The organism is Pseudonocardia sediminis (assembly GCF_004217185.1).
GTDB classification, from domain to species: Bacteria; Actinomycetota; Actinomycetes; order Mycobacteriales; family Pseudonocardiaceae; genus Pseudonocardia; species Pseudonocardia sediminis.
Genome location: NZ_SHKL01000001.1, coordinates 1,333,682 through 1,347,023 on the forward strand (window position 1 = coordinate 1,333,682; position 13,342 = coordinate 1,347,023).

Annotated in this window: 14 protein-coding genes and 1 tRNA gene; 9 read left to right on the forward strand and 6 right to left on the reverse strand. The window is 72.8% G+C overall.

Translation table 11 applies throughout. The features are described from left to right. Window positions 1-37: 37 nt before the first annotated feature. Both EV383_RS06435 and EV383_RS06440 read right to left on the reverse strand, forming a co-directional pair. Window positions 38-1,516 (reverse strand): MFS transporter, encoded by a 1,479-nt coding sequence (locus tag EV383_RS06435; RefSeq protein WP_130289052.1) that lies wholly within the window; start codon window positions 1,514-1,516, stop codon window positions 38-40. A 156-nt stretch (window positions 1,517-1,672) separates the two neighbouring features. Then, window positions 1,673-1,760, reverse strand: a tRNA-Leu gene (locus tag EV383_RS06440). A gap of 103 nt (window positions 1,761-1,863) precedes the next feature. Here EV383_RS06440 and EV383_RS06445 point away from each other — a divergent pair. From EV383_RS06445 to EV383_RS06455, 3 genes are read left to right on the forward strand one after another with little or no spacing between them, the layout of a single operon-like run. Next, a complete protein-coding gene (locus EV383_RS06445) occupies window positions 1,864-3,192 on the forward strand; it encodes a M20/M25/M40 family metallo-hydrolase (protein WP_130289053.1) in 1,329 nt (442 codons plus the stop codon). A gap of 60 nt (window positions 3,193-3,252) precedes the next feature. Beyond that, entirely contained in the window at window positions 3,253-4,023 is a 771-nt protein-coding gene (locus EV383_RS06450; RefSeq protein ID WP_130289054.1) for an SDR family oxidoreductase, read from the forward strand. Between the two features lie 45 nt (window positions 4,024-4,068). Then, the gene (locus tag EV383_RS06455; RefSeq protein WP_130289055.1) at window positions 4,069-4,440 is read left to right on the forward strand and encodes a VOC family protein; all 372 of its coding nucleotides are present in this window, start codon (window positions 4,069-4,071) and stop codon (window positions 4,438-4,440) included. A gap of 4 nt (window positions 4,441-4,444) precedes the next feature. Here EV383_RS06455 and EV383_RS06460 read toward each other — a convergent pair whose 3' ends face one another. Together EV383_RS06460 and EV383_RS06465 are read right to left on the reverse strand one after the other, a co-directional pair. Then, window positions 4,445-4,714, reverse strand: a complete 270-nt coding sequence (locus tag EV383_RS06460; protein WP_207223895.1) for a DUF5703 family protein — start codon at window positions 4,712-4,714, stop codon at window positions 4,445-4,447. A gap of 110 nt (window positions 4,715-4,824) precedes the next feature. Further along, window positions 4,825-5,769, reverse strand: coding sequence for an aldo/keto reductase (locus tag EV383_RS06465; RefSeq protein ID WP_130289057.1), 945 nt, complete (start codon window positions 5,767-5,769; stop codon window positions 4,825-4,827). Window positions 5,770-5,966: 197 nt separating this feature from the next. Here EV383_RS06465 and EV383_RS06470 point away from each other — a divergent pair, with 197 nt between their 5' ends. From EV383_RS06470 to EV383_RS06485, 4 genes are all read left to right on the forward strand, one after another. Then, window positions 5,967-6,788 (forward strand): undecaprenyl-diphosphate phosphatase, encoded by an 822-nt coding sequence (locus EV383_RS06470; RefSeq protein WP_130289058.1) that lies wholly within the window; start codon window positions 5,967-5,969, stop codon window positions 6,786-6,788. Between the two features lie 46 nt (window positions 6,789-6,834). Next, window positions 6,835-7,575 (forward strand): histidine phosphatase family protein, encoded by a 741-nt coding sequence (locus tag EV383_RS06475; RefSeq protein WP_130289059.1) that lies wholly within the window; start codon window positions 6,835-6,837, stop codon window positions 7,573-7,575. Between the two features lie 82 nt (window positions 7,576-7,657). Beyond that, on the forward strand, window positions 7,658-8,236 hold the full coding sequence (locus EV383_RS06480) for a DUF3090 domain-containing protein (RefSeq protein WP_130289060.1): 579 nt from the start codon (window positions 7,658-7,660) through the stop codon (window positions 8,234-8,236). A gap of 22 nt (window positions 8,237-8,258) precedes the next feature. Next, window positions 8,259-9,134 carry an SCO1664 family protein gene (locus EV383_RS06485; RefSeq protein WP_130289061.1) on the forward strand — a complete coding sequence of 292 codons (876 nt, stop codon included), beginning with the start codon at window positions 8,259-8,261 and terminating at the stop codon, window positions 9,132-9,134. 7 nt (window positions 9,135-9,141) lie between these two features. On the opposite strand, the gene EV383_RS06490 is transcribed toward EV383_RS06485, so the two are convergent. Further along, window positions 9,142-9,963, reverse strand: a complete 822-nt coding sequence (locus EV383_RS06490) for a TSUP family transporter (protein WP_130289062.1) — start codon at window positions 9,961-9,963, stop codon at window positions 9,142-9,144. A 53-nt stretch (window positions 9,964-10,016) separates the two neighbouring features. Here EV383_RS06490 and EV383_RS06495 point away from each other — a divergent pair, with 53 nt between their 5' ends. After that, a complete protein-coding gene (locus EV383_RS06495) occupies window positions 10,017-10,868 on the forward strand; it encodes an alpha/beta fold hydrolase (protein WP_130289063.1) in 852 nt (283 codons plus the stop codon). Between the two features lie 3 nt (window positions 10,869-10,871). Here EV383_RS06495 and EV383_RS06500 read toward each other — a convergent pair whose 3' ends face one another. Continuing rightward, window positions 10,872-11,642: a histidine phosphatase family protein gene (locus EV383_RS06500; protein WP_130289064.1), complete on the reverse strand. Its 771-nt coding sequence runs from the start codon at window positions 11,640-11,642 to the stop codon at window positions 10,872-10,874. Window positions 11,643-11,858: 216 nt separating this feature from the next. Between EV383_RS06500 and gndA the strand changes: the two genes are divergently transcribed. After that, the gene (gndA, locus tag EV383_RS06505; protein WP_130289065.1) at window positions 11,859-13,298 is read left to right on the forward strand and encodes an NADP-dependent phosphogluconate dehydrogenase; all 1,440 of its coding nucleotides are present in this window, start codon (window positions 11,859-11,861) and stop codon (window positions 13,296-13,298) included. Window positions 13,299-13,342 lie beyond the last annotated feature (44 nt).

Consider the following 13,342-nt stretch of genomic DNA (forward strand, 5'->3'; position numbering starts at 1 on the left):
TGCACGATCGGGATTCCGAACGCCCACTTACGGGTGATCAGCGGGTCCTCCGGTGCCCGCGCGGGACCGGCCGGGGTCCGGCGACGCCGCAGTGCGGGCCGTCCTCGACCGGAGAGGGCGCCCGGGGTGTCCGGGGCGCGCGCAGCAGCGTCGCCGAGAGCGCGGCGCCGCCGACGAGCAGGCCCGCCGCGACCGTCATCGCGGTCCGGAACCCGGCGCCGAACGCGACCGGGTCGGTGTAGTCGTCGCCGGAGATCCCGGCGAGCGCGGGGACCAGCGCGACCGCGAGCAGTCCCGCGGCGCGGGCGACGGCGTTGTTGACGCCCGAGGCGACGCCGGCGTGCCGGTCGTCCGCGGCGTCGAGCACGGCGGTGGTCAGCGGGGCCACCGCCCCGGACAGGCCGAGACCGAACACGATCACCGCAGGCAGCACGTCGAACAGGTAGGACGACCCGGCGCCGATCCGGGTCATCAGCCCGATGCCGGCGGCGGCCACCAGCAGCCCGACCGTCATCGGGATCCGTGGCCCGATCCGCGCGCCGAGGGCGCCCATCCGGGCCGAGAGCAGCAGCATCAGGGCCGTCACCGGCAGCAGGGCCGTCCCGGAGGCCAGCGGGCTGAACCCGGAGACGACCTGCAGCTGCAGCACCAGGAGCACGAACAGCAGCCCGAGGGCGGCGTACATCAGCAGGGTGATCACGTTCGCCGCGGTGAACCGGGGGTCCGCGAACAGGTCGCCGGGCACCAGCGGGGCGGGTGCCCGGCGCTCGACGAGCGCGAACGCCACCAGCGCGGCGACGCCGGCCAGCCCGGATGCGATCACCCCGATGCTCGCGCCGTCGGTCCCGGCCGCGGTCAGCGACCAGGTGAGTGCACCGAGCCCGCAGACGGCGAGGACGGTGCCGGGGACGTCGAGGTGCTTCTCCGCGGTCTCGTCGCGCGACTCCGGGACGTGGCGCAGCGCGACCACCACGACGACGGCGGCCAGCGGCAGGTTGATCAGGAACACCGCCCGCCAGTTCCACTCCACGAGCCAGCCGCCGACGAACGGCCCGAGCGCGCCGGCCACCCCGCCGAGCCCGGACCAGGCGCCGATCGCCGCGGCCCGGTCCCGCCCGTGGAACGACGCCGAGATCAGCGCCAGGCTCCCCGGGGTCAGCAGCGCGCCGCCGATGCCCTGCAGCGCCCGCGCCCCGACCAGCACCTCGATCGACGGCGCCAGCCCGCAGAGCAGCGACGCGACGGCGAACCACACCGCACCGGTCAGGAACACCCTCCGGCGGCCGAACCGGTCGCCCAGCGAGCCCCCGAGCAGGATCAGCCCGGCCAGCGTCAGCGTGTAGGCGTTGACCGTCCACTGCAGCCCGGCGAACGAGGCGCCGAAGTCGGTGCCGATCCGGGGTAGCGCGATGTTCACCACCGTCGAGTCCAGCAGTGCCATGCCGGACCCGAGCACGCACGCCGTCAGCACCCACCGCCCGGCCGCCGTGCCCAGGCGCAGGTCCGGGCCGCTCACGGGGCCGCCACGGGGGAGTTCGCATCGCGCATGGGCAGAGTCTCCACCCAGCCGGGCCGGGAGGCTCGCGTGCTCACCGCGGCTGGAACGGCCCTGGACGGAAAAGAACCCCGACCGGTCGGCCGGAGCCGGACCCTGATCGGGGTGAGGATGATGTGGTGTCCGAGGGGGGACTTGAACCCCCACGCCCGTTAAAGGGCACTAGCACCTCAAGCTAGCGCGTCTGCCATTCCGCCACTCGGACTCGCTCACGGCGCATCGTGCCGCCGTGGATCACAGCGTACCGGAGGCCCTCCGGAGGGTTGACAACCGGTGGCACCCCACGGGCCGGTGGTAGGAAGACGGGCATGACGGCCACGCACGACGACCCCAGCACCGCCGAGGCCGAGGTCGTCGACCTCTGCTCCGAACTGATCCGGATCGACACCACCAACACCGCCGATCCGGAGACCCTCGCCGGCGAGGCCGAGGCCGCCGACTACGTCGCGGGCAAGCTGCGCGAGGTCGGCTACGAGGTCGAGGTCCTGGAGTCCGGCGCGCCGAAGCGGATGAACGTGATCACCCGGCTGGAGGGCGCCGACCGCTCGCGCGGGGCGCTGCTGCTGCACGGGCACCTCGACGTCGTCCCGGCCGACCCGTCGGAGTGGTCGGTGCACCCGTTCTCCGGTGCGGTGCAGGACGGCTACGTGTGGGGCCGCGGCGCGATCGACATGAAGGACATGGACGCGATGATGCTGGCGGTCGCCCGCCGCTTCAAGCGCGAGGGCGTGGTCCCCCCGCGCGACATCGTGTTCGCCTTCGTCGCCGACGAGGAGGCCGGCGGGAAGTTCGGCGCACAGTGGCTCGTCGAGAACCGGCCCGACCTGTTCGAGGGGTGCACCGAGGCGGTCGGCGAGGTCGGCGGGTTCTCCCTGACCTACGGCGAGGACCAGCGGGTCTACCTGATCGAATCGGCGGAGAAGGGCATGGCCTGGATGCGGCTGCGGGCGCGCGGCAAGCCCGGGCACGGCTCGTTCCTGCACGACGAGAACGCCGTCACCCGCGTCGCCGAGGCCGTCGCGCGTCTGGGCAACCACACGTTCCCGCTGGTCGTGACGGACACCGTCGGCGCGTTCGTCGAGCGGATGCGGGAGCTGACCGGGCAGGACTTCCCGTCCGACGACCTGGAGGGTGCGCTGGCCAAGCTCGGCCCGATCGCCCGGATGGTCGGCGCCACCGTCCGCGACACCGCCAACCCGACGATGCTCTCCGCCGGCTACAAGGCCAACGTCATCCCGTCGACGGCGGAGGCGGTGATCGACTGCCGGGTGCTGCCCGGGCGCCGCGAGGAGTTCCTGCGCGAGGTCGACGAGCTGCTCGGCCCGGACGTCACGCGGGAGTGGGTGATGGACCTGCCCGCGGTCGAGACGCCGTTCGAGGGCGCGCTGACCGAGGCGATGCAGGCCGCGCTGCGCGTCGAGGACCCGACCGCCGAGATCGTCCCGTACATGCTCTCCGGTGGTACCGACGCGAAGTCCTTCGCGAGCCTGGGGATGAACTGCTACGGCTTCGCGCCGCTGCGCCTGCCCCCGGACCTGGACTTCTCGAGCCTGTTCCACGGCATCGACGAGCGCGTCCCGGTCAGCTCCCTGACCTTCGGCACCAGGGTCCTGGACCGCTTCCTGCGCACCTCCTGACGTCGGATCGCGCGACGACGGCCGTGGTCGCGGGCCCGGTCCGGGTGAGAGGGTGGCGGCATGGATCTTTCGGGCAAGGTCGCGCTGGTCACCGGGGGAGCGTCCGGGATCGGTGCAGCGGCGGTGGAGCGGCTCGTCGCGGCCGGGGCGCAGGTGGCGGTCGCGGACCGCGACGCCGACGGCACGGCGGCCGTCGCGGAGCGGTTCGGCGGGCTCGCGCTGCCCGGTGACGTCACCGACCCGGCGGCGATGCCGGCCGTGGTGGCCGCGACCGAGGAGCGGTTCGGACGCCTCGACGTGGTGCTGCTCAACGCCGGGATCACGTCCGGGCAGTCCGGCATCACCGACCTCGACGTCGACGCCTACCGCCGGATCGTGGGCGTGAACGTCGACCACGTCGTGTTCGGGCTGAACGCGGCCGTGCCGGCCCTGCGCCGGGCCGGGGGTGGCCACGTCGTGGCGACGGCGTCGCTGGCCGGGCTCGTCGCCCTGCCCGGGGACGCGCTCTACACCGCGACCAAGCACGCCGTCGTCGGCTACGTCCGGGCCGCCGCCCCGACGCTGGCGCCGGAGGGGATCCGGGTCAACGCCGTGTGCCCCGGCTTCGCCGACACCCCGCTGATCGCGAACGCCAAGCCCCAGTTCGGCGAGTTCCCGCTGCTCACCGCGGACGACGTGGCCGGTGCGGTGCAGGACATCATCGAGCGCGGCGAGCCGGGGGAGTGCTGGTTCGTCCAGCCCGGTCGCGAGCCCGCGCCGTACGGCTTCCGCGGCGTCCCGGGACCGAAGGGCGGCTCGAAGGCCCCCGAGGTCACGTGGGCGGACCACTAGAAATGTCTTGACCTCGAGTGTGGTTCAGCTCGCACCATCGACGGCATGGCTGAGCTGAACCACACCATCGTCCACTCCCACGACAAGCGGGCCGGGGCGGCGTACCTCGCCGAGATCCTCGACCTGAAGGCCCCGGCCTCGTTCGGCCCGTTCCTCGCCGTCGAGGTCGGCGGCGTCACCCTCGACTACGCCCAGTTCGGCGGCGACGTCGCGAGCCAGCACTACGCGTTCCTGGTCACCGACGACGAGTTCGACGCCGCGTTCGCCCGGATCGTCGCCCGCGGCCAGACGTATTGGGCCGGCCCCGGCCACCAGGGCGAGAACGCGATCAACACCCACGACGGCGGCCGCGGGCTGTACTTCGACGACCCGTCCGGGCACGTGATGGAGATCCTCACGGTGCCCTACGGCGGCTGAGCACCTAGAAGGAGGGCTCCGGCTGCAGCGGGTGCGTGCGCTTGCGTCGCAGGACGATCTTGCGCACGTTGCCCGGGTAGAGCCGCACCCGGGACAGCTCCCAGCCGGAGAACTCCGCCTGGATCGCCAGCCGGACGGCGGCGGTCGCACGGGAGACCTCACCGTCGATCCGCACCGGGCGGTACTCCCACCGGTCGTCGGTCCAGCCGTCGCCGTCCCGCCTCCCGGCCCAGGGATTCCCCTCGCCGGCATCCTCCGTCACGTCTCCGCTCACGGCGCCTCCCGATGGCAGTGGTGGTGCTCGCCCGGTGATACCCGGGTGAACGCCGGGTGTCGACCTCCACCATAGGTGCGTCCCGGGCGGGCGGGGAAGGCCGCAAGATCTCAGACGGGCTCGCTGACGTCGTCGAGGGCGGTGCGGATCTCGGCCGGGAGCATCAGTCGTTCGGCGGCCATCGACGCCCGCAGCTGTGCGGCGTCCCGGGCCCCGACGACGGCCGCGGCCACCCCCGGGCGGTCGCGCACCCAGGCCAGCGCCACCGACAGCGGCGACGTCCCGAGCCCGTCGGCGGCGGTCAGGACGGCCTGCACGATCCGCGCCGACCGTTCGGTCCGCCGGGCCTCCACGTACCCCGCCAGCACCGCCGAGGCGGCGCGCGAGTCGGCCGGGGTGCCGCTCTTGTACTTGCCGGTCAGCACCCCGCGCCCGAGCGGTGCCCAGGCGATCAGCCCGATCCCGTGGTGCTCGGCGGCCGGCAGCAGCTCGATCTCCGGGTCGCGTGCCAGCAGCGAGTACTCGACCTGGGCCGAGACCGGACGCGCGACGTTGCCCAGCGGCGCCGACCGTTCGACGACGGTGGCCAGCTGCCAGCCGCGCGGGGCGACGAGCCCGGCGTAGCGGACCCGGCCGGAGTAGACCGCGATCTGCACCGCGGACAGCGTCTCCTCCAGCGGGACCCGGGTGTCCCAGCCGGGGATCTGCCACAGGTCGAGGTGGTCGGTGCCCAGCCGCCGCAGCGTCGCGTCCAGGCAGCTCAGGAGCGTGGCGCGCGACGCGTGCTCACCCAGCGGCCCGGGCGGCGGGGAGCCCCGCCCGGCGACGACGACGTCCTCGCGGCGCACCACGTCGCCGAGCAGGCCGCCCAGCACCTGCTGCGCGACGCCGCCGCCGTAGTCGTCGGCGGTCTCGACGAGCGTGCCGCCCTCCTCGGTGAACGCGCGCAGCTGCTCACCGGCCGCCTCGACGCCGGTGTCGTCCCCCCATGTCATGGTGCCGAGGCCGATGCGGGACACCTGGAGCCCGCTCGCGCCGACCGCTCTGCGTTGCACGGCGCGAGCCTAGGCATCCGGTGGGCCGCAGCCGCGTCCGGACACGCGCGGAAGCCTTCCCGGACACCCGGGCGGAGGAGGCCGGAGAACGGGCATACGCGGCGAGCGGAGCGGTAACGGAACGCGCATCCGGCACCGGTACCGTGACCGACCGTGATCACCCGCTCCCGTGACGTCCGCGACCGCAGGAACCGCCCATGAGCTGGCTCGAGGTGATCGTCCTCGGGCTCCTGCAGGGACTGACCGAGTTCCTGCCGATCTCGTCATCGGCGCACCTGCGGATCGCCTCCGGTGCGTTCTTCGGCAACGACCCGGGGGCCGCGTTCACCGCCGTCTCCCAGATCGGTACCGAGGCCGCGGTGATCGTCTACTTCGCGCGCGACATCTGGCGGCTGGTCACCGCCTGGGTCCGGGGTCTGCTGCACCGCGACGCCCGCGACGACCCCGACTACCGGATGGCCTGGCTGGTGATCATCGGTTCGGTGCCGATCGCGGTGCTCGGGGTGCTGTTCAAGGACCAGATCGAGACGGTCGCGCGGAACCTGTGGCTGGTCGCGACGACGTTGATCGTGTTCGGCGTGCTGCTCGGCCTGGCCGAGAGGTTCGGCCGCCAGGAGCGCGAGATCACACAGATCACGGTCAAGGACGGCATCCTGCTGGGCCTGGCCCAGGCGATGGCGCTGATCCCGGGCGTCTCCCGCTCCGGCGGCACGATCACGGCCGGCCTCGCGCTGGGGCTGACCCGTCCGGCGATCGTGCGCTACTCGTTCCTGCTGGCCATCCCGTCGGTGTTCGGCGCCGGTCTGTTCCAGCTCCCCGACATCGCTGCCGGCGACGGGCCGAGCCCGGTGCAGATGGTGGTCGCGGTCGTCATCGCGTTCGTCGTCGGCTACGCGGTGATCGCCTGGCTGCTGAAGTTCGTGGAGAACAACACCGTCTACGTGTTCGTCGCCTACCGGATCGCGCTCGGCGTCGCGCTGCTGGCCGCGCTGGCGATCGGGGCCGTCTCCGCGACCTGACCCGTCCGCGGGCCGGCCGGCCGCGGGCCACGTAGGGTCAGCGGCCGTGACCACGCTGATCCTGCTCCGGCACGGACGCTCGACGGCGAACGTCTCCGGTGTCCTCGCCGGACGGACCCCCGGTGTCGAGCTCGACGAGAAGGGCCGCGAACAGGCCGACAAGGTCGTCGAGCGGCTGTCCGACCTGCCGATCTCGGAGATCGTCACCTCGCCGATGACGCGCTGCCGTCAGACCGTCGCCCCGCTCGCGGCGGCACGCGGCCTGGAGCCGGTCGTCGACGACGACCTGGCCGAGGTCGACTACGGCACCTGGACCGGCCAGGCCATCAAGGACCTCCTCGCGGAGCCGCTCTGGAAGGTCGTGCAGGGGCACCCGTCGGCCGCGGTCTTCCCCGAGGGGGAGGGGCTGGCCGGGATGCAGGCCCGCGCCGTCGCGGCCGTCCGCCGTCAGGCCAAGCGGATCGCGGCCGAGCACGGCGAGAATGCGATCTGGGTCGCCTGCAGCCACGGGGACGTCATCAAGGCGGTCCTGGCCGACGCGCTGGCCACCCACCTGGACAACTTCCAGCGGATCATGGTCGACACCTGCTCGGTCAGCGTCGTGCTCTACACCGAGCTGCGCCCGTTCGTGGCCCGGGTCAACGAGCAGTCCGGCGACGTGGCGAGCCTGATCCCGCCGGAGCCCAAGCCGGAGGACGCCGAGAACGCCGACGGGCACAAGGCGGACGGCGACACCCCCGCCCCGTCGCCGTCGGACGCCGTCATCGGGGGCTCCACCAACGCCTGAACCGGGCGTCGGTGCTGGTCCGGAGCCCCGGGCACGACCGCGGGATGCCGCTGCGCGGGCGGTGAACTATCCTGGAGATGTCATGTCACGCGTCATCCACGTCTTCCGCCAGCCCGACCGTTTCGTGGCCGGGACCGTCGGCGAGCCCGGCGACCGCTCCTTCTACCTGCAGGCGATGGAGAGCGCCCGGACGATCAGCGTCCTGCTGGAGAAACAGCAGGTCTCGGTCCTCGCGGAACGCATCACGGCGCTGCTCGGCGAGGTCGGCAAGCGTTTCGGGTCCGATGTGGCCGCGGAGCCGTCGGCCGGCGAGTCCGACTCGGACCCGCTGGCGGTGCCGCTGGAGGAGGAGTTCCGGGTCGGCACGATGGGTCTGGGCTGGGACGCGGACTCGAGTTCGATCGTCGTGGAGCTGCTCGCGGTGAGCGAGGAGGAGATCGACGAGTCGGTCGTCCTCGACGACACCGACGAGGGTCCGGACGCGCTGCGGGTGTTCCTGTCCCCGTCGGCGGCGCGGGCGTTTGCCGACCGCGCGGAGAAGGTCGTCTCCGCCGGACGCGCGCCGTGCCCCTTGTGCGCGGAGCCGCTGGACCCGGAGGGCCACGTCTGCGTGCGCCTCAACGGCTACCACGAGCGCAACCCCGTGACCGAGGCCGAATGACCCTGCGTACGAGGTCGGCGCGTTGAGCGATCTCGACCTTCGCGACCCCGCCGTGCACACCGTGCTCGCCAACGGCCGGATCGACATCACCGGGCGTCTCGTCGACGCCTCCAACGCGACCCTGTTCGGCACCGTGAGTGCCGACGGGGTGGAGATGCGCTGCGTCTACAAGCCGGTCCGCGGCGAACGCCCGCTCTGGGACTTCCCGGACGGCACCCTGGCCGGACGCGAGGTGGCCAGCTACCTGATCTCCGAGGCGTCCGGGCTGCGTGTCGTGCCACCGACATGTCTGCGCGACGGGCCGTTCGGCCCCGGCATGGTGCAGGCCTGGGTCTCCGCCGGTGACGACACCGCGATCAGCGACCCGGACGACGACGACCTCGACGGCGACCTCGACGAGGACACGATCACGCTGGCCGCGGCGTCGCTGGTCGAGCTGTGCGAGCCGACCGACGTGCCCGACGGCTGGCTGCCGGTGCTGCGCGCCCGCGACGGTGGCGGCGCGCCGGTCGTCCTGGTGCACGCGAACGACCCCCAGCTGCGCCGGATGGCGCTGTTCGACGTCGTGGTGAACAACGCCGACCGCAAGGGCGGGCACGTCCTGGTCGGCGGCGACGAGCGCGTCTACGGCGTCGACCACGGCCTGACCCTGCACACCGAGGACAAGCTGCGCACGGTGCTGTGGGGCTGGGTCGGCGACGAGCTGCGCCAGGACCTGATCGAGCCGTTGAAGACGCTGCGCCGCAAGCTGTCCGGCGACTTCGGCGACGAGATCGGCGAGCACGTGACCCGGCGCGAGGTCGCGGCCCTGCGCTCGCGGATCGACCGTCTGATCGACGAGCCGCGGTTCCCGGAGCCGAACGGGTACGGGCCCGCGATCCCGTGGCCGGCGTTCTGACCGGCCGTCAGTGACGCCCGCGGGCGAGCTGGACGATCTCGCGGACGGCCATCGCGAGCGCGAACGTCCCGAACACGACGCCGAGCACGACGGCGTCGAGCGCCAGACCGATCAGCGCCCCGACGACGACGCCGGGGACCGCGGTCAGGCCGAGCAGCCATCCCCACCGTGACGACGCGGTGCCCTGACGCAGGTGGACCACGCCGCCCACGATCGAGTTCGGGACGAACATGAGCAACGACGTCCCGGCCGCGACGTGCAGCTCGACACCGAAGAGCAGCACCAGCGCCGGGACCGCGAGCAGCCCACCGCCCAGTCCCATCGCTCCGGCCCAGGCACCGATCACGACGCCGACGACGACCGTCGCGGGGACGACGAACCACAGGTTCTCGATCAGGCCCGGCGGCACGACGGCGTGGGTGAACAGCCCGATGCCGAGCGCGTCGACGAAGAACTTGGCCGCGGTGAGCAGCAGGATCACCACCAGCAGCACCCGCAGCAGCGTCTCCGACGCCCGGGCCAGCAGCTTCGGCCCGATGGCGCCACCGATGATCCCGCCGACCGTCATCCCGGCCCCGATGCGCAGGTCCAGCGCGCCACCGGCGACGGCGTAGGCCGCGGCGCCGGCCCCGCAGACCCCGATGGCCGCGATCGTGGACGTGCCGTGGATGCGGATCCGCGACATCGACGTGAACCGGTCCAGCGCGGGGACGTAGAGCACCCCGCTGCCGCCCCCGATCAGCCCGCCGACGACGCCCCCGACCACGCCGATGACCGCGATCAGGCCTCGCGAGCCGTCGGTCCGCTCCGCCGTGTCACGACTGATCATGAGGCGATTGTCGCTCCGCGGCGCCGACGCCGCCGGGGCTACGGTCACATCCCATGGACGCGTTCGCACCGACCCGGGTGGAGCTGCCCGGCATCACCCTGTCCGTGATCGACACCGGGGGCACCGGACCGGCGGTGGTCCTGCTGCACGGCTGGCCGGACCGGGCGTCGATGTGGTCGCACCAGATCCGCGGCCTGGCCGAGTCCGGGTACCGGGTGATCGCGCCGGACCTGCGCGGCTTCGGCGACAGCGACCGTCCCGAGGGCGTCGAGAACTACACGTTCGACAAGACCTCGGCCGACGTCCTGGGCCTGGCCGACGCGCTCGGCGTCGACCGCTTCGCCCTCGCCGGGCACGACTGGGGCGCCTCCCTCGGATGGGCGCTGACGATCTTCTCGCCGCGGGTGACCCGCTACGCCGCGTTCTCGGTCGGGCACACCGCTTCGTTCCTGGGCGCCGGCCTGGAGCAGAGGCAGCTGTCCTGGTACATGCTCTGGTTCCAGTTCCCGGGCGTCGCCGAGTCGGTCCTGCCGGCCGACGACTGGGCGTTCCTGCGCACGTGGGCGCACCCGGACACGAGCCCCGACGACCCGGCGCTCGCCCGCCAGATCGCCGACCTGTCCCGACCGGGCGCGCTGACGGCGTCGCTGAACTGGTACCGCGCCAACCTCGACCCGGCCACGTTCGCCGGCGTCGCCCCGCCGGCGCTGCCGCGGATCGACCGTCCCGTCCTCGGGGTGTGGAGCAGCCGCGACATGGCGCTGACCGAGGCGCAGATGACCGGGTCGGCGGAGTTCGTCGACGGCGGGTTCACCTACGAGCGCATCGACGGCGTCGGGCACTGGATCCCGGTCGAGGCCCCGGAGCGCACCACCGAGCTGCTCCTGGACTTCCTCGCCGGCTAGAGGTCAGGGGCGGCCGTGGGCGGCGAGGAACGCGGCGTCGAACCACGGGGGGATCGGGGGCGGACCGGTGAAGGCGGTCTGCTCGCCGCGGTAGGTGACGGTCGCCGCGCCGTCCGGGGCCACGCGGATGCGGACGTCCTCCAGGTTCTCCGGCTCCCCGGGATCCCGGCCCAGGACGGCGTTGAGGAACGCCCGCATCGGTGCGGAGTGGGTGGCGACCAGCGCGACGCGGCGCTCGTCGGCGTCGTCCGGGGCGAGCGCGGTGATGCCGGCCCACAGCCGGTGCACGGTCAGGTTCGGCGGCTCGAAGAACGTCGTCGGCGTGGAGACCCAGAACTCGATCGGCCCGCCGGCCGCGGCGATCGCGCGGTGGTCGGTGTCGAAACGGTCCAGCTCACGGGCCCAGTCCGGCAGCTCGCCGTCGGGCAGCCGCAGGCGCCGGGCCATCGCGACGTTCGCGTCCAGGGACTCGCCCTCGATGCTGATCCGCAGGTTGTCGAACCACGGCTCCGGGTACAGCGTCCCGACGTCGACCCCGCTCGCGTCCCCCAGGGCGGCGAGGAGCTCCCGGCGCAGCACGACGGCCGTGGCCGTGGCCCGGGCACTGCGCGCGTGCGGCAGGACGACGCGCGTTCCCGGCTCCAGCTCGGCGGCGAGCGCCTTGCCCCGCTCCGACGCCTGCTGCTCGCCGAGGTCGGTCAGCCCCAGGTCGTTCTCGTAGCCGACGGTCTGCCCGTGCCGCAGCAGCACGACCTCGTACCCGGCGTGACCCACCCGCTACCCCCTCGCTCGACGACCTCCGCGACGCTACGGCGCCCGGGCGTCCGGGTCTGCCCGCGCGTCCCGGAGCCCGGAACGGTGACCAACCGAACGTGCACCTGCTCGCGCAGGCACCACCGCATCGGGCCAGGATGGACGGTGGACGTGGACGCACCCGTCATAACGGGTAGTCGTCCCCTGCGAGAGCACCGAGCACAGGGAAGGAACGCGATGGCGGAGAAGAGCCGGATCGGCGTCACCGGGCTGGCGGTCATGGGGGCCAACCTGGCCCGCAACATGGCCCGCCGGGGGTTCCCGGTGGCCGTGCACAACCGCACCACCTCGAAGACCACCGAGTTCATGAAGGACTTCGGCGACGAGGGCCCGTTCACCGGCGCGGAGACGCTGCAGGAGTTCGTGGACGCCCTGGAGACGCCGCGCAAGATCGTCGTCATGGTCAAGGCCGGCAAGCCGGTCGACGCCGTCATCGACGAGCTCGCCCCGTTGCTGGACGCCGGCGACATCATCATCGACGCCGGGAACTCGCACTTCCCGGACACCGACCGTCGCACCGCCTACTGTGCCGAGCGCAACCTGCGCTTCATGGGCATCGGCGTCTCCGGTGGCGAGGAGGGCGCCCTGCTCGGGCCGAGCATCATGCCCGGCGGTGACGTGGCGGCGTACTCCGAGGTCGAGGAGATCCTGACCACGATCGCCGCGCAGGTCGACGGCACCCCGTGCTGCACGCACGTCGGCGCGGGCGGGGCCGGGCACTACGTCAAGATGGTGCACAACGGCATCGAGTACGCCGACATCCAGCTGATCGCCGAGGCCTACGACCTGCTCACGCACGTCGCCGGGCTCTCCGCGCCGGAGATCGGGAAGATCTTCGAGGAGTGGAACTCCGGGGACCTGGAGTCGTTCCTCTGCGAGATCACCGCCAAGGTGCTGGCCAAGACCGACGACACCACCGGCGGCCCGCTCGTCGACGTGATCGCCGACCAGGCCGAACAGAAGGGCACCGGCCGCTGGACGGCGATGAACGCGCTCGAGCTGGGCGTGCCGCTGACCGGCATCACCGAGGCCGTGTTCGCCCGGACCCTGTCCTCGCTGGCCGACGAGCGTCAGAAGGCGTCGACGACGCTGGGCGGCCCGACCCCGGGCGGTGGCGAGAACCGCGACGACCTGGTGGAGGACATCCGCCAGGCGCTCTACGCGTCGAAGGTCGTCGCCTACGCGCAGGGCTTCGCGCAGATGCGCGCCGCGTCGATCGAGCAGGGGTGGGATCTCGACCTGGGCTCGATGGCCACGATCTGGCGCGGTGGATGCATCATCCGGGCGCAGTTCCTGAACCGGATCCGCGACGCCTACGCCGAGCACCCGGACCTGGACAACCTGCTGATGGTCCCGTACTTCACCGAGGCCGTCGCGAACGCGCAGGACTCGTGGCGACGGGTGGTGACCACGGCGACCGAGCAGGGCGTCGCGATCCCGGCGTTCTCGTCGAGCCTGAGCTACTACGACGGCTACCGGCGCGAGCGCGGCCCGGCGAACCTGATCCAGGGCCTGCGCGACTTCTTCGGCGCGCACGGTTACCGCCGCACCGACGCCGACGGCTCGTTCCACACCCGCTGGGCGCAGGACGGTGCCGAGGTCCGTACCGGCGACTGAGCCCACCCCGCGTCAACGAACGGCACCCTCGTCGCAATCTTTGC